The sequence below is a fragment of the Streptomyces iranensis genome, assembly GCF_017874715.1.
Taxonomy (GTDB): Bacteria; Actinomycetota; Actinomycetes; order Streptomycetales; family Streptomycetaceae; genus Streptomyces; species Streptomyces iranensis.
Map to the genome: position 1 here is coordinate 70,773 of NZ_JAGGLR010000008.1, position 20,997 is coordinate 91,769.

Consider the following 20,997-nt stretch of genomic DNA (forward strand, 5'->3'; position numbering starts at 1 on the left):
CCGGACCCGGGCCGGGCGGCTCTCACAGCCGGTGCGCCGTCCCCGCCGGTCCCGCGCCCCGGGTGTCCAGCAGCAGCTGGGCCTTCACCGACAGCCCCTGGAGGTCATAGGTGCGGTGCGGCTGCAGCAGGACGGTCAGGTCGGCGTCGGCGGCCGCCTCGTACACCGAGTCGGCGCGCTCCACCTCGCGCCCCAGCACCCGCCAGCGCGTGACGTAGGGATCGTGGTAGCTGAGCCGGGCGCCCAGCTCGATCAGCCGGGAGGCGATCTCCCGCGCGGGTGAGCCCTCGGCGTCGGCGACGTCGGCCTTGTAGCCGACGCCCAGCAGCAGTACGTGCGCCCCGCGCGCCGACTTCCCGTACTCGTTGAGCAGGGCCGTGCAGCGGCGCGTGACATAGCCCGGCATCCGCCCGTTGACCTGCTGCGCGAGCTCCACCATGCGCAGCGGGATGCCGAGGCCGCGCTGTGGGTCGGCCATGTGGCCGTGGTCTACCGGCACGCCGTGGCCGCCGACGCCGGGGCCGGGGCGGAAGGACTGGAAGCCGAACGGCTTGGTCTCGGCGCAGCGGACCACGTCCCACACATCGACGCCGAGGTCATGGCAGTACACGGCCATCTCGTTGACCAGGGCGATGTTGACGTGCCGGTAATTGGTCTCCAGGACCTTGACCGTCTCGGCCTCGCGCGTGCCGCGGGCCCGGACGACCTTCTCGGTGAAGCGCCCGTAGAAGGCGGCGGCCGCCTCGGTGCAGGCGGGGGTGAGGCCGCCGATGACCTTGGGGGTGTTGGCGGGGCCGTGGGCCCGGTTGCCCGGGTCGTGGCGGCAGGGGGAGTAGGCGAGGTGGAAGTCGCGCCCGGCCCGCAGTCCGGATCCCTCCTCGAGAAGTGGACGGAGGAATTCCTCGGTGGTGCCGGGGTACACGGTCGATTCCAGCAGAACGGTGGTGTGCGGGCGAAGCCTCGCCGCGAGCGTACGGGCCGCCTCGCCGACCGCCGACAGATCCAGTCTGCGGTCGTCCCCGCGCGGGGTCGGGGCGCAGATCACAGCGGTGCGGACGCGGCCGAGTTCGGCGGGGTCGGCGGTGATCCGGAAGCCCTGGGAGGCCATCCGGCGCAGCTCGGCGGCGGAGAGCAGGCCCTCGCCCGAGCCGGCGGGCAGCCGTCCGGCCCGGAGGTCGTGAGCCGCGCGCGGATCGGGGTCGTAGCCGACGGTGCGGATGCCGGCGGCGGTGGCCCACCGGGCGAGAGGAATACCGAGATGACCGAGTCCGATGACGGCGAGATCTGCGGGCATGACGTCGTGTCGTCCTTCCCGGGACGATGTCGGATGGCGCAAAGGCAGACTAAGCGGAAATATGACTCGTATTCAGTATTGGTGAGGGGTGTTGACACGGTGTCGCGTCGATGGCCGGAGCAGCGGCATGGCATGGAGGGGAGAAAGCCAGGAAAATCGGCAGGGCGGCGTGGCGTCGATCACAACGGGAGGCAGCGGTGAAAACACCGGCACTGGGACCGGCCGAGCGCGGCGAGGCGCTGGCCCGGATGGCGGACCGTGAGCTCGATGTCCTGGTCGTGGGCGGCGGAGTGGTCGGCGCGGGCACCGCGCTGGACGCCGCGACACGGGGCCTGGAGACCGGTCTGGTCGAGTCGCGGGACTGGGCCTCCGGCACCTCCAGCCGGTCCAGCAAGCTGATCCACGGCGGACTGCGCTATCTGGAGATGCTGGACTTCGCACTGGTGCGCGAGGCGCTGAAGGAGCGCGGGCTGCTGCTGGAGCGGATCGCACCGCACCTGGTCAAGCCCGTGCCGTTCCTGTATCCGCTGAAACACCGGGTCTGGGAGCGGTTCTACGCGGGCTCGGGCGTCGCGCTCTACGACACCATGTCGGTCTCCTCGGGGCACGGCCGCGGACTGCCCGCCCACCGCCATCTGAGCCGCGGGCGTGCGCTGCGCGTCGCCCCCTGTCTCAAGAAGGACGCGCTGGTCGGGGCGTTGCAGTACTACGACGCCCAGATGGACGACGCCCGCTATGTCACCACGCTGGTGCGCACGGCGGCGGAGTACGGCGCCCATGTGGCCAACCGCGCGCGGGTGGTCGGCTTCCTGCGGGAGGGCGAGCGCGTGGTCGGCGCCCGGGTGCACGACCTGGAGCAGGGCGGTGAGTTCGAGGTCCGCGCCCGGCAGGTGGTCAACGCCACCGGGGTGTGGACCGACGAGACCCAGGCGCTGATCGGCGAGCGCGGCCAGTTCCACGTCCGGGCCTCCAAGGGCATCCACCTGGTGGTCCCCAAGGACCGCATCCACTCCACGACCGGGCTGATCCTGCGCACCGAGAAGAGCGTGCTGTTCGTGATCCCCTGGGGCAGGCACTGGATCATCGGCACCACGGACACCGACTGGGACCTGGACAAGGCCCATCCGGCCGCCTCCAGCGCCGATATCGACTATCTGCTGGAGCATGTCAACGAGGTCCTCGCGGTGCCGCTGACCCGCGACGACGTGGAGGGCGTCTACGCCGGGCTGCGCCCGCTGCTGGCCGGGGAGTCGGACGCCACCAGCAAGCTCTCCCGCGAGCACACCGTCGCCCATCCGGTGCCGGGCCTGGTGGTGGTCGCGGGCGGCAAGTACACCACGTACCGGGTGATGGCCAAGGACGCCGTGGACGAGGCGGTGCACGGCCTCGACCGCCGGGTCGGGCCCTGTGTCACCGAGGAGATCCCGCTGGTCGGCGCCGTCGGCTACAAGGCGCTGTGGAACGCCCGGGAGCGGATCGGCCGGCAGCACGGGCTGCACGCGGCGCGGATCGAGCATCTGCTCAACCGCTACGGCTCGGCGGCGCAGGAGGTGCTGGACCTGATCGCGGTCGACGCCTCGCTGGGGAAGCCGCTCGCCGGGGCGGAGGACTATCTGCGCGCCGAGGTCGCCTACGCCGCCTCGCACGAGGGGGCCCGCCATCTGGACGACGTCCTCACCCGCCGCACCCGCATCTCGATCGAGACCTTCGACCGCGGTACGCGCTGCGCCCGCGAGGTGGCCGAGCTGATGGGGCCGGTGCTGGGCTGGGCCGATGACCAGCTCGACCGGGAGGTCCAGCACTACGAGAAGCGGGTGGAGGCGGAGCGCGAGTCGCAGCGTCAGCCGGACGATCTGACGGCTGACGCGGCCCGGCTGGGCGCGCCGGACATCATCCCGCTGTAGGAGGAGGCCGCGTGTCTTACTGGCCGTGTCCTACTGGTGAGGACAGAACTCGGCCTCGAGCAGGGACGTTTCGGCGGTCAGACCCGAGGCGGCGGTGCTGTTGAGCCGGTAGGCGAGGCTGTGGCGGCCGTCGGGGGTGGTCACGGCCAGCGCGTACGAGCCGTTGATCTCGCCGTTGTGGCCCCACAGCGTCACCCCGCACGCCAGCCGCACCGGGAACAGCCCCATGCCGTACCGGCCGTCGGAGGCGGAGGTGTTCCGCATCTGCCGCAGCTCGGCCCGGGGCACCACCTTGCCGCGCAGCAGACCGGGGAGGAGGCGGGTCAGATCGCCGAGCGTGGAGATCAGCTCCCCCGCGGCCCCGGCCGAGGAGGGGTTGAGGTCGGTGACATCGCGCCGGGCGCCACCGTCCCCGGCCCCGCCGTCCCGTGTGTACGCGCGGCCGTGCGGGTCCGGGAGGGTGGTGCGGGTGCCGGGGAAGGAGGTGCCGTGCAGCCGCAGGGGGACGAGCACGTCCCGCCGGGCCTCGGCCGCGTAGGAGCGGCCGGTGACCCGCTCGACGATCATGCCCAGCAGCACGTAGTTGGTGTTGGAGTAGCGCCAGTCGGCCCCGGGCGAGAAGTACGGGCGGTGCGCGACGGCGGTCCGTACCAGGGAGGCGGCGGTGCGGGTGCGGTCGGTCGCGGCGGACAGCTGACGCGCCAGCACCGGGTCGGTGGTGTAGTCGAACAGCCCGCTGGTCTGGTTCAGCAGCTGACGGATCGTGATGGCCCGGCCGTCGTTGCCCTGGCCGCGCACCAGCCCCGGGAGGTGCTCCTCCACCGTGTCGCCGAGGCCGAGCCGCCTCTGGGCGGCAAGACGCAGCGTCACCGCCGCGATGACGGCCTTGGTGAGGCTGCCCGCCCGGAAGTGGTCGTTCCGGTGGATCCGGCGTCCGGTGCGGACGTCCGCGACCCCCGAGGCGAGATACCGCGTGCCGCCGTCCTCCCGGCGGATGAGCACCGCGGCCCCCGGCGCGTCGCCCTGCGCCGCCAACCGCCGTACGGCGGCGCGCAGGACGCCGTCACGACCGCCTTCGGCGTCCGGGCTCGCGCTCGCCCGCGGGTCCGCGTCCCGGCCCGGTTCCGTGGCCGCCGCGCCGCAGCCGGACAGGACGAGTGCGAGGGCGGTCGCGAGCGCCACGGCGGTCGGCATACGGCTCCGCCTGTGCCATCGTATGGCGGAGATGGGCATGACACGGACCTCCGTTTCCTGCGTACTTCCAGATGGTCGCAGGTACCGCGGTGGCCGCCACGCCGCGCCCCGGACCCGGGGCGGTTCCGGGTCCGCGGATGAGAGACAATGGACGCTCTCCCAGGGTGGGTTCAGGGTGGGTAGATTTGCAGAGGGGTCGCATGTCGGAGGCTGAGAAGACGCAGGGTTCGACTGGGCGCCTCCTCGCCGGGCGGTACCGGCTCGGGGAGATCCTCGGTCAGGGCGGCATGGGCACGGTCTGGCGTGCGAGTGACCAGACCCTCGGCCGTACGGTCGCGGTCAAGGAGCTGCGCTTCCCGTCCAGCGTGGAGGAGGACGAGAAGAGACGGCTCATCACCCGTACGCTGCGCGAGGCGAAGGCGATCGCCCGGATCCGCAGCAACGGCGCCGTCACCGTCTACGACGTGGTCGACGAGGACGACCGCCCGTGGATCGTCATGGAGCTCATCGAGGGCCGCTCCCTCGCCGACGTCGTCCGCGACGACGGCCCGCTGACCCCCAAGCGCGCCGCCGAGGTCGGGCTCGCCGTCCTCGATGTGCTGCGCGCCGCCCACCAGGCGGGCATCCTGCACCGCGATGTGAAGCCCTCCAACGTGCTGATCTCGGACGACGGCCGCGTCGTCCTCACCGACTTCGGCATCGCCCAGGTCGAGGGCGACCCGTCGGTGACCTCGACCGGCATGCTGGTCGGCGCGCCCTCCTACATCTCCCCGGAGCGGGCCCGCGGCCACAAGCCCGGCCCACCGGCCGACCTGTGGTCGCTGGGCGGGCTGCTGTACGCGGCGGTGGAGGGCGTGCCGCCGTACGACAAGAGCACGGCCATAGCGACTCTGACGGCCGTGATGACCGAGCCGGTGGAGCCGCCGAAGAACGCGGGCCCGCTGGAGGAGGTCATCTACGGCCTGCTCACCAAGGACCCGGACCGGCGGCTCGACGACGCCGGGGCGCGGGGGCTGCTGGAGCACGTGGTGAACGGGCCCGAGGTGACCAAGGCCCCCGCCGACGCGACCCGCACGATGAGCCTGCCGCCCGCCCCGTCGAAGGAGGACGAGGCCGCCGCCGAGGCCAAGGAGACGGCCGCCGCGGAGCGCAGACGCGGCGCGCTGAAGTCGGTGCGCAACGCGGCCGCGGCCGCGGCCGCGAAGAAGGTGGGGGGCAAGAGCGAGGCGGAGCCGGAGTCGGCGTCGACGTCGGGCGCGAAGTCCGGCGCGAAGTCCGGAGCGGCGGGCTCCGGAGCGGCGGGCTCAGCGGCGGACGCCGCGACGCCCGAGGCCGCGCCCACCCCGCGGCCTTCCCTGCCGCCGCGCGCCTCGATCACCGACGTGGTCCCCAGGCGCACGCTGATCATCATCGCGGTGGTCGTGGTGCTCGCCATCGTGGCCACCGTGCTCGCCGTCGTCCTGAACGACGGCGGGGACGGCGGCGACAAGGCCAAGGGCTCCTCCGGCGGTGACAAGTCCGCCTCCGCCGGGGCCTCGGGAGGCTCCAAGGAGGACCAGGGCAAGGGCACCGACAAGACCGGCCAGTCGGCGGGCGAGTCGCCGAAGGAGGGGACTTCCGGCGGCAAGCAGAGCGGTCAGCCGGATGCCTCCAAGGGTTCGGACGACAACTCGGGCAAGGGCGGCGGAAGCGGCGACAACAGCGGTAAGGGCAAGGGCGACGGCGGTAAGGGCGGCCTGCCCGACGGCTACAAGACCGTCAAGAGCTCCGACTTCCCGTTCAGCATGGCCATGCCGGAGGGCTGGTCGGTCCACTCCGGGAGCTATTCCGGAAGCCGTAAGTATTACGGCGGGTCCAGCATTCCGCGTATTCAGATCGACTTCACCAACGCGCCGAAGTCTGACGCGGAGGCGGACTGGCGCAAGGGCGAGGAGAACGCCCGCCGCACCATGTCCGGCTACAAGGGCCTCGGCATCAAGTCGGTGGACTGGCATGGCTATCCGACCGTCGCGGACTGGGAGTTCGAGCGCGACCAGGACGGCAAGCGGGTCCGGGTGCTCAACCGCGGTTTCAAGGCGGACAGCAGCCATGGCTTCGCCATACTGATCACCTGCGAGGCGAGCAAGTGGGACGACAAGGAGTGCGTCACCCTCCGCCAGACCGCCTTCGACACGTTCAAGATTACGGACTGAACACTCCTGTCGGCGAAGCGTCGTTCGGGCACGTATCGTGAGAGGCCCTAGACTGTGCGCAGCCGCAGGAACTCGCCAAAACGACCATATTTGAAGGGTTTCAGGCTGCGCTGATCGCTGATGAGGGCGGCGTTGGTCGCGCGCTTGGGGAGGCGTCGTGGAGGAGTACGCGGGCCGGGTGCTGGCCGACCGCTATCGCCTGCCCCTGCCGCCCGCCGACGAATACGAACTCGTCGAGACCCGCGCCTTCGACACCTACAGCGGGCAGGAAGTCCATCTGCGGCAGATACCACTGCCCGAGGTCGTCGACGCGGAAGTCGTGGGCGACGACGCGCGGTGGGGCGGCGGGCCGTCGGGGCGGAACGGCACGTTCGCCGGTGCCGGGCGTACGGCCCGGGGCAGCGGTGACCCGGCCGTCCGGCGCGCCATCGCCGCGGCGACATCCGCCGCGCAGATCCCCGACCATCCCCGGCTCGGCCAGGTCTTCCATGTCTTCGCGGAGGCCGGGAGCCTGTGGATCGTCAGCGAACTGGTCTCCGGCCGCCCGCTGGCCGCGCTGCTCGCCGAGGGCACGCTGTCCCCGCACCGCGCCGCCGAGGTCGCCAACGACATCCTTACGGCGCTGCGCGCCCTGCACGCCCACGGCTGGGTCCACCGCAACATCACCGCCCGTACGGTGCTGTTGTGCGACGACGGGCGCGCGATGCTCACGGGGCTGGCGGCGGGTGCGGCGGAGGAGGCGCTGTGCGGCTACGACCCCGTTCCGGCACCCGCGTCTTCGCCGTCCCCGGACGCCGTGTCCGCTGCCGAGGACGCCCCGTCGGCTGACGCCCCGGCCGCCCTGCCGCCGGGCCCGGCGGGTTCCGGCGACCACCCGGACCGGGCCGCCCAGGGCCCGGCGCAGCGAGGGGACGAAGGGCGCGCCGCCATCCCCGGGGCCCGTACGGCCGAGGGCGGCGAGGGGCGGCCGCACGGTGGCCCGCGCTACGACGACCAGGGCGCAGCGGGAGGCTTCCGGCCGCCGGGCCGTCCTTACGGCGGCCACGAACCGGCGGGCGCGGCCCGGCCCGACGCCGAGGGCCGGGAACACGGTGGCCAGGGCACATCGACGAGCCTGCCCGAGCCACGGTCGCCTTACGGAGACCACGGGGCGATGGAGGCGAATCCGGAGCCTGGTGCGGGGGGTTCGGCGGGGCCGGGCGCAGGTGGCCCGGCGGACGCGGGTGGCTCGGCGGGCGCGGGCGCGGGTGCGGGCGGTCCGGCGGGGCCGGGCGTGGGCGCCGGTGGTCCGGTGCGGTCCCGCCCTGGTGGTCCGGTGTACCGGGATCAGGTGACGTTCGGTCCGGGGGCCGGTGGGCCCATGGCGCCTTACCGGGACCAGGCGGCCGCCGGTGAGCTGCCCGGCCCTCGGCAACCGGAACAGCCGGGACAGCCGGGACAGCCAGGACAACCGGGACAGCTGGGACAGCCGGGCGACCGGGAGGGCGAACGGGGCGGCGTCGGCGCCGATGCGCCCAACGCGGCCGCGCGCGCGGCGCGGGCCAGCGCCATCGCCGCCTACGCGGCGGGCGCGCGAGCCGCCGCACGGGCCAACGTCGACGCGGCCACCCGCTCTCCGCACACCCCCGAGCCCGCCCCGACGCCCGCCCGCGCCCCCGAGCCCGACCCGGAGCCGGTGACCGGCGGCGCCCGCTGGCCCGGTCAGCCGGAGGCCTTGGAGAACGCCAGGCCGACCGCCTCCGAAGGCCCGTCCGCCCCCGAAGGCGGCTCCTGGGACTCCGGCGGAGCCACCGGCGGCGGCCCCGCCACCGCGCTCGCCGCCGAACGCGCCCGCCAGGCCCGTATCGTCGTGGTCGGCGCCGTCACCGAGCGGTGGGCGCCCGAGCAGGCGGGCCCGGTCCATGAGAACTGGCGGCTGGCGCCCCCGGTCGGCCCCGCCGCCGATCTGTGGGCGCTCGGCGCGCTGCTGTTCCGCGCGGTGCAGGGCCATGCCCCGTACCCGGAGGAGAGCGCCGCCGAGCTGGTGCAGATGGTCTGTGGGGAGGCGCCCGCGTACGCGGAGGAGTGCGGTGCGCTGCGCCCCGTCGTCGAGTCGCTGATGCGCCAGGACCCCACCGAGCGCCCGGACTTCGAGGAGCTGCGCGGCTGGCTGCGGTCCCTTATCCGGGCGGCGCCCGAGCCGGACGTCGGCATCAGCACGGTCACGGTGCCGTCGCTCGGCTCCGGTGGTGCGTCCGACCCCCGGCGGTTGCCGATCGTCCGCAGGCGGGGCTGGCTGGTGCGCAGGGGCCGGGGCCGCCGCCCGGCCGCGGCGGCCGACGCGCCGGTGGGCCACGCGCGGCACCGGCGGGACAAGCGCGAGAAGCGGGAGAAGAGAGAGCCCCGGGAGGCCCGGCAGGCTCCTCCGGCGCCCCCCACCCAGCGCAAGCCGCGCAAACTCGGGCGGATGCTGCTGCTCCTGATCCTGCTGGGGCTGGCGGCCGCGGTGCTCTACGCGATGATGTTCATGCCGCGCTCCAAGGACGACGGCGGCCAGGAACGTACGGGCTCGGCCGGTACGCCCAGCGCGGCGCCGCATGACCCCGCGGGCGGCGACGGCGACAAGGGCGACGGCGACGAGGGGGAGGCCGGAAAGCCCGCCGACCCCGACGGCCCCGGCGACCAGGAGCCGCAGTCCACCGACCCGGCCGGGCTGGCGAAGGGCTTCGAGGTCCGTAAGGACCCCAAGGGCTTCAAGGTCGCCGTTCACGAGGGCTGGACCCGCCGGGGCGAGAACGGCCGCGGCCAGATCCGCTACATCGGCGGCGACTTCGAGCTGGTGGTCGTGGCCGGGCGGGACAAGATGTCCGAGTTCGGCGGCGACCCGATGGCGTACCAGCAGGACCGCGAGGCCGAACTGTCCGCCTTCCGCGGCTCCTCCTGGGCCTCGTCCTCGGGGCTGCGGCGGATCGACGTCGGCCGTACGGCGATGGCGGAGGGCGCGTTCACCTGGCGCGACAGCAGCGGTCGGAATGTGTACGCGCGCAACCTCGCGATGCTGATCGACGGCCGCTACCACGTGGTCCTGGTCATCGGCCCGTCCGATGAGCGCCGGGCGGTCAACCAGTACTTCGACCAGGCCACGGCCACGTACAGCACCACCACCGGCTAGCCCCTAGGCGGTTCCCTCCGCGAACCGCTCCCGCAGCTGGTACTTCAGCACCTTCCGCAGCGTCTCGTTCCGAGGCAGGGCGTCCACGAGTTCGAGCCGCTCCGGCAGCTTGTGCACCGACAGTCCGGCCTCCCGCAGATACGACACGACCTGGCCGAGGGTCAGCGCCGTCGCCCCGGCCGGCTGTTCCACGACGGCGCAGACCAGCTCGCCCCGGTCCGGGTCGGGCAGGCCGATCACCGCCACATCGCCCACGTCCGGGTGCCGGTACAGCAGCTGCTCGATCTCCTTGGCCGAGATGTTCTCGCCCTTGCGGATGATGATGTCCTTGGCGCGGCCGGTCAGCACCAGATGGCCGCTCTCCGTGAGGTGGCCGAGATCGCCGGTGAGGAAGAAGCCGTCCGCGTCGAAGGCCTTACGGCTCTCGGCCTCGTCGAGATATCCGGCGCAGACCGCCTCGCCGCGCAGCCGCACGTGACCGTCCACCACCCGGATCTCCATCTCCTTGGGCGGCCGGCCCTCGGTGGTGGCGAGGTTCTCGTCCGTGTCGTCCGGCGCTCCCATGGTGATCATGGGGACTTCGGTCATCCCGTAGCCGTGGGTGAGTGTGCAGCCCAGCTCCCGTACGACCTCGTAGTAGAGCTCGGGCGGCTTGGGCGCGCCGCCGCCCGCGAGGAGCCGCAGGGTGGGGATGAGCCGGCGCGCGGGGTTCTTGCGCTGCTCGGCCAGGAACATCGAGTAGAAGGCGGTGCTGCCGCCCGCGACCGTCACCCCGTGCCGCCGGTAGGCGGGCAGCGACTCCGGCAGCGAGAAGTGTTCGAGCAGCACGGCCGGGAAGCCGTAGAGCAGCAGCATCACGGTGTAGTCGGGCCCCGCGACATGGGCGTACGGGAAGGCCATGGACCCGACGTCGTCCGGGCCGAGCCGCAGCGCGTGGGCGAGGCAGGCACCGGCGGCGATGAGGCTGCGGTCGGTGTGCAGCACGCCCTTGGGGTCGGAGGTGGTGCCCGAGGTCCAGTAGATCCAGCGGACGGCCCGTCCGTCGGTGGGCGGTGGCGGCAGCCGCAGCGCCTTGGGGTCGGCCACCGGCAGCGTGTCGTACGCCTCGAAGACCATCGGCGGCTCTGGCAGTTCGGCGGCCAGGCGGCGCGCCATCGCGGTGTGGTCGAAGCCGCGCCACCGGCCGGGCACGGCGAAGAACCGCGCCCCGGACTCGCGGAGCGCGAACCGCACCTCGCGGTCGCGGTAGTACGGGATGAGCGGGGTCTGCACGGCGCCGAGGCGAGCGAGCGCCATGGTCAGCACGACTGTCTCGATCCGGGTTGGCAGCTGCCAGGCGACCCGGCTGCCGGGGCGTATCCCCAGCCGGTACAGCCCGGCGGCGGTCCGCTCGGCGCGGGTGCGCAGGGCGCCGAAGGTCAGCCGCCGGTCATGGCGGGCGGAGGCGGTGGCCTGGAGCAGGGCGGGGGCGTCGGGGGTGAGGGCGGCGCGGCGATCGAGCAGCTCCCACAGCGTCGCCGAACTGCCGAGCTCATGCGCGATGTCGGTCATCCCGGCCTCCCGTGGGACGGTAGCTGACGACCCATCAGATAGTGCTCGAAGCGTAAGGGCGCGCGCCTTGTCGGTCCAGGGGGTGCGGACTAGCCTGCGGAGGCCCAACTTTGTCTGACGGCCCATCAGAAACGGAGGTCGGCCGCTGATGGATCTCACCTACACGGAGGACGAGGAGGACTTCCGCCACCGGCTGCGCGCCTGGCTCGCCGAGATCCTGCCCAAGCTGCCGGACCGCCCGCACCCGGCCGACTGGCCCGGCCGCCGCGCCTATGACTGCGGCTGGCAGCGCATGCTCCACGACGCGGGCTACGCAGGGCTGCACTGGCCCGAGGACGCGGGCGGCCGGGGCGCGACGCCCACCCAGCATCTGATCTTCCTGGAGGAGACCGAGCGGGCCGGTGCGCCCTATGTGGGCGCGGGTTTCGTCGGACTCCTGCACGCGGGCCCCACCATCGCCGCCGAGGGCACCCCCGAACAGCGGGCGCGCTGGCTGCCGCCGATCCTGCGCGGGGACGAGGTCTGGTGCCAGGGGTTCTCCGAACCGGACGCCGGCTCCGACCTGGCATCGCTGCGCACCCGGGCGGTACGGGACGGCGACGAATACGTCATCAGCGGAAGCAAGATCTGGACCTCGCACGCCGAGATCGCCGACTGGTGCGAACTATTGGTGCGCACCGCGCCGATAAACGCCGACACGCCGAAGCACCGGGGCATCACCTGGCTCGCGATGCCGATGGACGCGCCCGGGGTGACGGTGCGGCCGCTGCGGACCCTCGCCGGGACGGCGGAGTTCGCCGAGGTGTTCCTGGACGAGGTGCGGGTGCCGGTCGGCCACCGGGTCGGGGAGGAGAACGACGGCTGGCGGGTGACCATGGTGACCCTCTCCTTCGAGCGCGGTACGGCCTTCGTGGGCGAGGTGGTCGCCTGTAGGCGGGTGCTGGCGGCGCTGGCCAGGACGGCGCAGGCCAACGGGCGCTGGGACGACGCGGTGCTGCGGCGCCGGTTGGGGCGGCTCGCGGCGGAGTGCGCGGCGCTGTGGCGGCTCACCCAGTGGAACGTGAGCGAGGCGCAGCGCACCGGCGGGGTGCCGGGCGTCGGCGGCTCGGTCTTCAAACTGCGCTTCTCGCAGGTGCGGCAGGAGCTGTACGACGCGGCCGCCGAGGTGCTGGGGCCGGACGCGCTGGACGCCGGTCAGGAGTGGGTCGCCGACCGGCTCTCCTCGCTCTCGTACACCATCGCGGCGGGGACCTCGCAGATCCAGCGGAACATCGTGGCCGAGCGGATCCTCGGCCTGCCGAAGGGACGGTGAGCGGGGCGTGGACTTCCAGCTCACGGACGACCAGCGGGCGCTGCGAACCGGGATGCGTGAACTGCTGGAGCGGCGCTTTCCGCGCACCCGGCTGCGGGCGGTGGTGGACGGGGACGCGGCGCGGGGCGACGGGGATACGGCGCGGGGCGACGGGGACACGGGGCGGGGCGGAGGGCTGGACCGGGCGCTGTGGCGGGAGCTGGGCGCGGCGGGCCTCTTCGCGCTGCGGGTGCCGGAGTCGGCGGGCGGGGTGGGGCTGGGGCTGCCGGAGGTGGTGCTGGCCTTCGAGGAGGCGGGCCGTGCGCTGCTGCCGGGACCGCTGGTCGCGACGGAGTTGGCGGCGGGGCTTTCGGGATCTTTGGCGGCGGGTGCGGCCCAGGGCGAGACGGTGGTGACGGCGCTGGACGAGAGCGGTGCGCCGGTCGAGCATCTTGCCTCCGCCGATGTGGTGCTGGCGCTGTTGCCGACGGCGGTCGAGGTGATTCCGGCGGAGGAGGTGGCGCGTTCGGCGGAGCCGATGCGCTCCGTCGACCCGGCCACCCCGCTGCACCGGCTTGCCCCGAGCCGAACGCGGCCGGACCAGACGGACCAGACCGACGGGACGGGCCCGGCCGACGGGACAGGCCCGGCCGACCGGACGGACCAGGCCGACCGGACGGACCAGGCGGGGCCGGGCCGTTCGGGGCTCGCCGCCCGGCTGCGGCGCGAGGCGGCGCTGCTGACCGCGGCCCAACAGCTGGGCAGTGCCTCCCGTACGGTCGAGCTCGCGGTGGACCATGCCAAGCACCGCACCCAGTTCGGCCGGCCGATCGGCGCCTTCCAGGCCGTACAGCATCTGTGCGCCCAGATGCTGGTACGTGCCGAATCAGCCAGAAGTGTGGTGTATGCCGCGGCGGTCACAGAAGACCCGGGTGACATCGCGGCCGCCAAGTTGCTCGCCGATGAGGCCGCTGTCCACAATGCCCGCGATTGTCTGCAAGTCCACGGCGGGATGGGCTTCACCTGGGAAGCGGATGTCCATCTCCATCTCAAGCGGGCCTGGGTGCGGGCAGGTCAGTGGCAGTCCGGGGCGGCGGCGGAGGAGGAACTGGCGGCCGGTCTCGTGTCGACCGTTGAAACATGTTTGTAGCCGGGCTCGATGGATACGCCTGAATTGTTGGGATGTCGCATTCTCTGGGGAGATCCCCAGAGCTTCTGAGGTGACCGAGCGTTGATACCAGGTTGTTTCCTAGGCGTGACTCGTCACAGGGTGGAGTCGGGCTCGGGCTCGGGTACTCTCCGTGGGGTGCGAGCGCTTATGGGGTGCGAGAAGCCCGGCGTTGCCCATGGGGCGATTCCGGGCATGACGACGTGCCCCGCTCGCCCGGGGTGTGCGACGCCCCAGCCTCGATGTTCGAGTCCTCAGGACGCGTGTCGCACAGTATGCCCCACGCATACTCCTTGGCGCTGGAATATGACCGAAGCGCTTGTTGGGGTGACTGTACGTCAACCATGCTGTCGCGCACGGGGGTACCTCCCAGCGGTAGCTGGGGGAGTGTCACGGTCCGTGACCTCTTGGAGGTACAAGGCGATGTGTCTGCCGGTTCGGATGGTGTGAGCGGTGCAGGTGCTTCAGGCGCAGATGGAGGTCAGGCCCGACCCGGCGGAGGTGAGTCGTGCCCGTCGATGGGCCCGTTCGCGGCTTGTCGGGTCCGGAATCGGAGCCGATGAGCCGCTCGCTGAGACGTTGATTCTGCTCATTTCCGAACTCGTCACCAACGCCGTGGTGCACACCGGCTGTCCGGCCGTGCTGCGGATGCTCTTCCCCGCCCAGTCGATGGGCGGCGGGGGCGGTGGCGGTGCCGGGGGCGGGGCGCCGGGGCCGTTCACGAGCCGGGGTGCCGGTGTGGGAACGGTCCGGGTCGAGGTCACCGACGCCAGCGACCGCGCTCCGCGTCAGCGCTGCGCCGATGAGGGGGACACTCATGGGCGCGGTCTGGAGCTGGTCGACGGTCTCGCCGACCGCTGGGGCTGGCAGCCGGAGGGCTCCGGGAAGCGGATCTGGTGTGAAATCGACCGCACGAAGGGCGAGGAGCCGCTCTCCAAGAAGCGAGCGGCCTCCCATGCGCCGTCACACATGGGGCGAATCAGGCAAAGTCCAGACCAGGTGTTGACGTGACGTGTTCGGTTGATCACTCTAGGATCAGCGATTCGTCGCGAGGGGACGCCGAGGGCTGTGGTGTCTCTGTGGGCCGTGTGTTCACGGGGACGTTCCTTGGCGAGTGCGGGTCGCGCCCCCGCTGCTGAAACAGGGCTCAGCGTCGGGAGCCGGGTGGTGGTGCGCGGTGCCGTGCTCGGGGCGCGCATGAGCGCACCGCCACCCGAAAGGGATCGACCCGCCGCCCCCTCCACGGGCATCGGAGACGTCAAGGCATCGGCGGCGTCAAGCCGTCAGAGGATCGCGACGGGTGCGACGGGCGAGCCCGTGCCGCCGACGAACGGCTCCGGCGGGGCCGACAGCAGAAAGGCGTAGCGCCCCTCCTCGGCGCAGGCTTCGGAGAGTTTTTCCAGATTCCAGTTCTGGCCCTGGAGCATGCCCATTTCGACCAGGTCGAGGGCGTGGACCGGCATCCAGAGATCCTCGATCTCCGGTGGGAAGGCCTCGAAGGTCAGAGTGTCATTGGCGACCGCCGCCACATCGCGGGCGTGGAACCACTCGGGCGTGCGCAGGGACAGGCCCGGTGAGGGGAAGGCGTACGCCTCCTTCTCGCCCGCCAGATAGCGCTGGATCTGCCCGGTGCGGACGAGCGCGATATCGCCGGAGCGCACCCTCGTCCCGGCCAGCTCCTCGGCGGCGTCGAGGTCTTCGGGGGTGACCACATGCCCCTCGGGCAGCCGCTCGGCGCCCCGGGTCCGAGCCACATCGAGCAGCACCCCGCGCGAGACGAGGGGCCCCGCCTTGTCGATGCCGCTGAAGGCGGCGCGGTCATGGGAGGTGATGGAGTCGGCGGGGCGGCCGTTGTAGATCCTGCCGGAGTGCGAGACATGGGTCAGTCCGTCCCAGTGGGTACCGGCCTGGAGTCCCATCGTCACGGCGTCGTCGCTGGTGGCCACCGTGTCCGGGCCGAACATCTCGAAGTTGACCGCGATCATCGTATGCAGCGGGTTGACCCGCCCGGGGATCATTCCGGTCTGGATGCCGTCCTGTCGCAGCGGCACCGCGAGCGGTACGCGACGGCCGGTCCGTATCGTCGCGGCGGCCTCCCGGACCACGGCATCGGTGATCAGGTTGAGCGTGCCGATCTCGTCCGCCGCCCCCCAGCGGCCCCAGTTGTTGACCCGCTTGGCGATCTCGTGGAACTCGGTTGGCAGCGGCATGGCGTCTCCTTCGGTGTTCCCGGCCGACGTTTGTGTGCGGGGGCTTGTACTCGGGCCGCGTCTGCTCAAAAATCTAACGGACCGTCAGAAACTCCGGGAGGGGATGCGACGTGGGCAACTTCTTGGACGGCAAGGTGGTCGCCGTCACCGGGGCCGGACGCGGTATCGGACGAGCGGTGGCCCTCGCCTGCGCCGCCGAGGGAGCACAGGTCGTCGTCAACGACTACGGGGTCTCGATCGAGGGCGGCGAACCGAGCAGCGAGGTCGCCGAGGCCGTGGTCAAGGAGATCGCGGCGGCGGGCGGCGACGCGGTCGCGGTCGCCGACGACGTCTCGACCATGGCCGGTGGCCAGCGGATCGTGGACACCGCACTGGAGCGGTACGGCCGGCTGGACGGGGTCGTCTGCGTCGCCGGGATCCTGCGCGAGCGGATGCTCTTCAATATGTCCGAGGAGGAGTGGGACCCGGTCGTCGCCACCCATCTCAAGGGCACCTTCACCGTCTTCCGGGCGGCGTCGGCGGTGATGCGCCGCCAACGCTCCGGCACCCTGATCGGCTTCACCAGCGGCAACCACCAGGGCAGCGTCGCCCAGGCCAACTACGCCTCCGCCAAGGGCGGGATCATCTCCCTGACGCGCAGCGCCGCGCTGGGGCTGCACAAGTACGGCGTCACGGCGAACTGTGTCGCCCCGGTCGCCCGCACCCGGATGTCCGCCAACGTACCGATGGAGCTCAAGGAGATCGGCGAGCCGGAGGATGTGGCGGCCCTGGTCGTCTATCTGCTGAGCGAACGCGCCCGCGCGGAGCGGATCACCGGGCAGGTCTATACGATCGCGGGCCCCAAGATCGCGGTCTGGGCCCAGCCCCGTGAACTGCGAGCCGGATACGCCGAGGGCGCCTGGACCCCGGAGAAGATCGCCGACTTCCTCCCGGGCACGGTCGGCACCGACCCCATGCCGATGCTGGCCCAGCTGGAGGCCATGGCCCAGGCCGCCGCCGACGGCCAACGCCCCAACGCCTGACCCCGGCAACGGCGGGGCGTACCGGAAACACCCACCAGGGCCGACGAGGGGAGAGATTGTGGACTTCGCTTTCGGGCCGGAGGACGAGCGGTTCCGCGCCGAGGCGCGCGACTGGCTGGCCGAGCACTTCACCGGACCGTTCGCCGCTCTCAAGCAGCAGACCGGAGGCCACCCCGGCGAGGCACACGGCGACATGGCCGTCCGCCGCGCCTGGGAGCGCGAGCTCGGCACGGGCGGCTGGATCGGCCTGGGCTGGAACCGTACGGACGGGGCGTACGGCAACCGCGCCGCGACGCTGACCCAACAGGTCGTCTGGGCCGAGGAGTACGCCCGCGCCGGGGCGCCCGGCCGGCTGGGCCATATCGGCGAGAACCTCCTCGGGCCCACCCTGCTCGCCCACGGCGACTCCGCCCAGCGCACCCGCTTTCTGCCGCCCATCGCGCGTGGCGAGGAGGTGTGGTGCCAGGGCTACAGCGAACCCGACGCCGGTTCGGACCTCGCCGGGCTGCGGACCCGCGCCGTCCGCGACCCGGGCGAGGGCACCTATCGCATCACCGGGCAGAAGATCTGGACCTCCCTTGCCCATGAGGCCGACTGGTGCTTTGTGCTGGCGCGCACCGAGGAGGGCTCACAGCGCCATCATGGACTCTCCTTTCTGCTGGTGCCGATGGACCAGCCGGGACGGATCGAGGTGCGGCCGATCCGGCAGCTGACCGGGACCGCGGACTTCAACGAGGTGTTTTTCGACGGGGCCGTGGCCCGCGCCGAACACCTCGTCGGCGGCGCGGGCCACGGCTGGCGCGTGGCCATGAGCCTGCTGGCGGTGGAGCGCGGGGTCTCCACCCTGGTCCAGCAGATCGGCTTCGCCCAGGAGCTGAGCCGGGTGGTGCGGCTGGCGCTGGAGACCGGCGCCGCGGAGGAACCCGTCCTGCGCGACCGGCTCATACGGCAGTGGGCCGAGCTCAAGGCCATGCGCTGGAACGCCCTGCGCACCCTGGGCAGCGCACAGCGTCCCGCCCCGAACTCCGCCCGGCCCGCCCGGGACCCCGCCCCGCGGAAGGCCGCCCCCCATGACCTCCCCCCGGGGAGCGCGAACCCCCGGGCGCCCGGCTCACCCGATCCCGGCTCACCTGCCCGCGGCCCGCAGTACTCCGGCCCCCAGCACTCCGGCCCGCAGGACCCCGGTGCGCAGGACCCCGGTGCGCCCAGCGTCGCCAAGCTGCTGTGGGGCGGCTGGCATCAGCGGCTCGGCGAGCTGGCCGTGCAGGTGAGAGGCGCCGCAGCCGCACTCGGCCCGGCGCGCTGGACCGCCGGCCGGCCGTACGAACTCGACGCCTTCCAGCGTCTCTTCCTCTTCTCCCGCGCCGACACCATCTACGGCGGCTCGGACGAAATCCAGCGCACCATCATCGCCGAGCGCGTACTTCACCTCCCCAAGGAATCACGCCGATGACGAAGACCTACGCGCACTGGATCGACGGCTCGTGGCGGGCTCCCGGGAACGGGCACTACCCCGTCATCAACCCCGCCACCGAGGAAACCGTCGGCCATGCCCCCGAGGCCGACCCGGCCGATGTGGACGCCGCGGTCCGGGCCGCCCGTGCCGCGTACGACGGCTGGTCGCGCACCGCCCCAAAGGAGCGCGCCGCCGTACTCGACCGGGCCGCCGATCTGCTCGCCGAGCACGCCCCGGACCTGGTGCCCCTCGTCCAGGCGGAGACCGGGGCGACGCTGCGCGTCACCTCGTCCCTCCAGGTGCCCCCGGCGATCGACCGCTTCCGCCGCTATGCGCGCGGCGCCCTTGAACCGGACACCGTGCCGCTGGCCCCGCTGCCCCTTGCCGCCACCCCGCTGGCGCCCGGCGGGCTGATCGGAGCGGCAGCGGTCCGCCGTCCCCTGGGTGTCGTCTGCTGCATCACCTCCTACAACTTCCCTCTCACGAATCTCGCGGGCAAGGTGGCCCCGGCCCTGGCCATGGGCAATACAGTCGTGGCCAAACCCGCGCCGCAAGATCCGCTGTGCTGTCTCGAGCTCGGCCCCCTGCTGAAGGAGGCCGGGCTCCCGGACGGTGCCTTCAATGTCGTCACCGGCTCGCGCGCGGCCGCCGGCGAGGCGCTGGTCGCGCACCCCGGTGTCGACATGGTCAGCTTCACCGGATCCACCGCCGTGGGGAAGAAGATCGCCGAATCCGCGGGGCGGTCGATGAAGCGCACCCTGATGGAACTGGGGGGCAAGGGCGCGGCCATCGTCCTGGGGGACGCCGACGAGCGAGTGATCGCGTCGGCGGTCGGGGCGGTCGGTTCGACCTTCTCCTTTCACAGCGGACAGATCTGCACGGCGCCGACCCGTGTGCTCGTACATCGATCGCTGTACGAGAAGGTCATCGCCGCACTCACACACTACGCAGAGTCACTGAAGATCGGGGACCCTGTGGATAACTCCACGGTCGTCGGCCCGTTGATCTCCGCCGCACAGCGCGATCGCGTCGAGGCGTATGTCTCCGGCGCCCGTGAGCAGGGCGCCCGGATCGTCGTGGGCGGCGAACGCCCGGCGCTCAAGCCCGGCTTCTACGTGGCCCCCACCCTGATCGCCGACGCCGACCCCGCGATGACCGTCGCGCGCGAGGAACTGTTCGGCCCGGTCGTCGTGGCCCTGCCCTTCGACGACGAGGACGAGGCGGTGCGGATCGCCGACGCCACCGCCTACGGCCTCTACGACTACGTCTTCAGCGCCGACGCGGGCCGTGCCTGGGCCCTCGCCGCCCGTCTGCGCAGCGGAAACGTCGGCATCAACACCGCCCAGCGCCACCCCGAGACACCGTTCGGCGGCTTCAAGGAAAGCGGAGTGGGCCGCGACGGCGGCTCGTTCGGCCTGCACGCGTACAGCGAACTCCAGTCGCTGGTCTGGGTTGCCTGAGGCACCGGAAGGGTGATGAGGATGAGAGGCGTCATCTTCGACGGCACCGCGCCGCGCGTGGTCGAGGACTTGGAGGTGCGCGACCCCGGCCCCGGTGAGGTGCTGGTGCGCATCGCCGCCGCCGGGCTGTGCCACAGCGATCTGTCGGTCGTCGACGGCACCATCCCCTTCCCTCTCCCCGTGGTCCTCGGCCACGAGGGCGCGGGCGTGGTCGAGGAGGTCGGGCCGGGCGTCACCCATGTCGCACCCGGTGATCATGTGGCGCTCTCCACCCTCGCCAACTGCGGGACCTGCGCCGACTGCGCCCGGGGCCGCCCCACCATGTGCCGCGCGGCGATCGGCCGCCCGACCCGGCCGTTTCGCCGCGGCGACGAGCGGCTGTACAACTTCGCCTCGAACTCGGCCTTCGCCGAGCGCACCCTCGTCACCGCGGTCCAGGTGGTGCCGATCCCCGAGGCCATTCCGCTCGTCCCCGCCGCCCTCATCGGCTGTGCCGTCCTCACCGGCGTCGGCGCCGTGCTCAACCGCGCCAAGGTGGACCGCGGTGAGTCGGTCGTCGTCATCGGCAGCGGCGGCATCGGGCTCAATGTGCTGCAAGGGGCCCGGATCGCCGGGGCGTCCCCCATCGTCGCCGTGGACTCCAACCCCGCCAAGGAGCCGATGGCCCGGCGGTTCGGCGCGACCCACTTCGTCCCCTCCGCCGACGCCGTACGGGAGATCCTGCCGACCGGCGCGGACCACGCCTTCGAATGCGTCGGCTCCACCCGGCTCATCCGCCAGGCCGTCGACCTGCTCGACCGGCACGGCCAGGCGGTGCTGCTCGGGGTGCCGCCCGCCGACGCCGAGGCGGCCTTCCGCGTCTCCTCCATGTATCTGGACAAGTCCATCCTGGGCTGCCGCTACGGCTCCTCGCGGCCACAGGCCGACATCGCGCTGTACGCCGACCTCTACCGGCAGGGCCGGCTGCTGCTGGACGAACTCGTGAGCAGGACCTATCCCTTGGAGGACTTCGCCAAGGCAGCCGACGACGCCCACCACGGCCGGGTGGCGCGCGCTGTGCTCACCTTCTGAACGGGCGGCGTCCGGTGCGTCTGACGACGAGGG

General features: G+C 72.4%; 14 protein-coding genes. 10 read left to right on the forward strand and 4 right to left on the reverse strand.

Translation table 11 applies throughout. From position 1 onward, the window contains the following. Nucleotides 1–22: 22 nt before the first annotated feature. Nucleotides 23–1,294, reverse strand: coding sequence for a nucleotide sugar dehydrogenase (locus tag J2Z30_RS15815; RefSeq protein ID WP_044571538.1), 1,272 nt, complete (start codon nucleotides 1,292–1,294; stop codon nucleotides 23–25). A gap of 197 nt (nucleotides 1,295–1,491) precedes the next feature. On the opposite strand from J2Z30_RS15815, the gene J2Z30_RS15820 reads away from it, so the two are divergent. Then, a complete protein-coding gene (locus J2Z30_RS15820) occupies nucleotides 1,492–3,198 on the forward strand; it encodes a glycerol-3-phosphate dehydrogenase/oxidase (protein WP_044571536.1) in 1,707 nt (568 codons plus the stop codon). A gap of 30 nt (nucleotides 3,199–3,228) precedes the next feature. On the opposite strand, the gene J2Z30_RS15825 is transcribed toward J2Z30_RS15820, so the two are convergent. After that, entirely contained in the window at nucleotides 3,229–4,392 is a 1,164-nt protein-coding gene (locus J2Z30_RS15825) for a serine hydrolase domain-containing protein (protein ID WP_245388049.1), read from the reverse strand. A 200-nt stretch (nucleotides 4,393–4,592) separates the two neighbouring features. On the opposite strand from J2Z30_RS15825, the gene J2Z30_RS15830 reads away from it, so the two are divergent. Both J2Z30_RS15830 and J2Z30_RS15835 read left to right on the forward strand, forming a co-directional pair. Then, a complete protein-coding gene (locus J2Z30_RS15830; RefSeq protein ID WP_044571533.1) occupies nucleotides 4,593–6,584 on the forward strand; it encodes a serine/threonine-protein kinase in 1,992 nt (663 codons plus the stop codon). A gap of 157 nt (nucleotides 6,585–6,741) precedes the next feature. Next, a complete protein-coding gene (locus J2Z30_RS15835) occupies nucleotides 6,742–9,735 on the forward strand; it encodes a serine/threonine kinase C-terminal domain-containing protein (RefSeq protein ID WP_044571532.1) in 2,994 nt (997 codons plus the stop codon). 3 nt (nucleotides 9,736–9,738) lie between these two features. Here J2Z30_RS15835 and J2Z30_RS15840 read toward each other — a convergent pair whose 3' ends face one another. Beyond that, nucleotides 9,739–11,286: an AMP-binding protein gene (locus J2Z30_RS15840; protein WP_044571530.1), complete on the reverse strand. Its 1,548-nt coding sequence runs from the start codon at nucleotides 11,284–11,286 to the stop codon at nucleotides 9,739–9,741. Between the two features lie 148 nt (nucleotides 11,287–11,434). On the opposite strand from J2Z30_RS15840, the gene J2Z30_RS15845 reads away from it, so the two are divergent. The 3 genes from J2Z30_RS15845 to J2Z30_RS15855 all read left to right on the forward strand — a co-directional run bounded on the left by J2Z30_RS15845 (nucleotide 11,435) and on the right by J2Z30_RS15855 (nucleotide 14,756). Next, nucleotides 11,435–12,598, forward strand: coding sequence for an acyl-CoA dehydrogenase family protein (locus tag J2Z30_RS15845; RefSeq protein ID WP_044571528.1), 1,164 nt, complete (start codon nucleotides 11,435–11,437; stop codon nucleotides 12,596–12,598). A gap of 7 nt (nucleotides 12,599–12,605) precedes the next feature. Then, the gene (locus J2Z30_RS15850) at nucleotides 12,606–13,727 is read left to right on the forward strand and encodes an acyl-CoA dehydrogenase family protein (protein WP_044571526.1); all 1,122 of its coding nucleotides are present in this window, start codon (nucleotides 12,606–12,608) and stop codon (nucleotides 13,725–13,727) included. A gap of 471 nt (nucleotides 13,728–14,198) precedes the next feature. Continuing rightward, nucleotides 14,199–14,756: an ATP-binding protein gene (locus J2Z30_RS15855; protein WP_044571524.1), complete on the forward strand. Its 558-nt coding sequence runs from the start codon at nucleotides 14,199–14,201 to the stop codon at nucleotides 14,754–14,756. Between the two features lie 272 nt (nucleotides 14,757–15,028). Here the strand turns inward: J2Z30_RS15855 and J2Z30_RS15860 are convergent, their stop codons facing one another. Next, complete coding sequence (locus tag J2Z30_RS15860) at nucleotides 15,029–15,955, reverse strand: cyclase family protein (RefSeq protein ID WP_044571522.1); 927 nt, start codon at nucleotides 15,953–15,955, stop codon at nucleotides 15,029–15,031. A gap of 110 nt (nucleotides 15,956–16,065) precedes the next feature. On the opposite strand from J2Z30_RS15860, the gene J2Z30_RS15865 reads away from it, so the two are divergent. The 4 genes from J2Z30_RS15865 to J2Z30_RS15880 are packed head-to-tail and all read left to right on the forward strand — an operon-like array spanning nucleotide 16,066 to nucleotide 20,964. Beyond that, nucleotides 16,066–16,977 carry an SDR family NAD(P)-dependent oxidoreductase gene (locus J2Z30_RS15865; RefSeq protein ID WP_044571521.1) on the forward strand — a complete coding sequence of 304 codons (912 nt, stop codon included), beginning with the start codon at nucleotides 16,066–16,068 and terminating at the stop codon, nucleotides 16,975–16,977. A 58-nt stretch (nucleotides 16,978–17,035) separates the two neighbouring features. Then, on the forward strand, nucleotides 17,036–18,430 hold the full coding sequence (locus tag J2Z30_RS15870; RefSeq protein ID WP_044571520.1) for an acyl-CoA dehydrogenase family protein: 1,395 nt from the start codon (nucleotides 17,036–17,038) through the stop codon (nucleotides 18,428–18,430). Further along, nucleotides 18,427–19,893, forward strand: coding sequence for an aldehyde dehydrogenase family protein (locus J2Z30_RS15875; RefSeq protein WP_044571519.1), 1,467 nt, complete (start codon nucleotides 18,427–18,429; stop codon nucleotides 19,891–19,893). Before J2Z30_RS15870 ends, J2Z30_RS15875 begins: the two co-directional genes overlap by 4 nt. A 21-nt stretch (nucleotides 19,894–19,914) precedes the next feature. Further along, nucleotides 19,915–20,964 carry a Zn-dependent alcohol dehydrogenase gene (locus tag J2Z30_RS15880; RefSeq protein WP_044571518.1) on the forward strand — a complete coding sequence of 350 codons (1,050 nt, stop codon included), beginning with the start codon at nucleotides 19,915–19,917 and terminating at the stop codon, nucleotides 20,962–20,964. The last annotated feature ends 33 nt before the right edge of the window (nucleotides 20,965–20,997 follow it).

Bases quoted from the DNA above. Each gene is read 5' to 3' on its own strand.
- J2Z30_RS15830 (WP_044571533.1), top strand. From the start codon at position 4,593: ATGTCGGAGGCTGAGAAGACGCAGGGTTCGACTGGGCGCCTCCTCGCC.
- J2Z30_RS15825 (WP_245388049.1), bottom strand. From the start codon at position 4,392: ATGCCGACCGCCGTGGCGCTCGCGACCGCCCTCGCACTCGTCCTGTCC.
- J2Z30_RS15840 (WP_044571530.1), bottom strand. From the start codon at position 11,286: ATGACCGACATCGCGCATGAGCTCGGCAGTTCGGCGACGCTGTGGGAG.
- J2Z30_RS15845 (WP_044571528.1), top strand. From the start codon at position 11,435: ATGGATCTCACCTACACGGAGGACGAGGAGGACTTCCGCCACCGGCTG.
- J2Z30_RS15875 (WP_044571519.1), top strand. From the start codon at position 18,427: ATGACGAAGACCTACGCGCACTGGATCGACGGCTCGTGGCGGGCTCCC.
- J2Z30_RS15880 (WP_044571518.1), top strand. From the start codon at position 19,915: ATGAGAGGCGTCATCTTCGACGGCACCGCGCCGCGCGTGGTCGAGGAC.
- J2Z30_RS15815 (WP_044571538.1), bottom strand. From the start codon at position 1,294: ATGCCCGCAGATCTCGCCGTCATCGGACTCGGTCATCTCGGTATTCCT.
- J2Z30_RS15860 (WP_044571522.1), bottom strand. From the start codon at position 15,955: ATGCCGCTGCCAACCGAGTTCCACGAGATCGCCAAGCGGGTCAACAAC.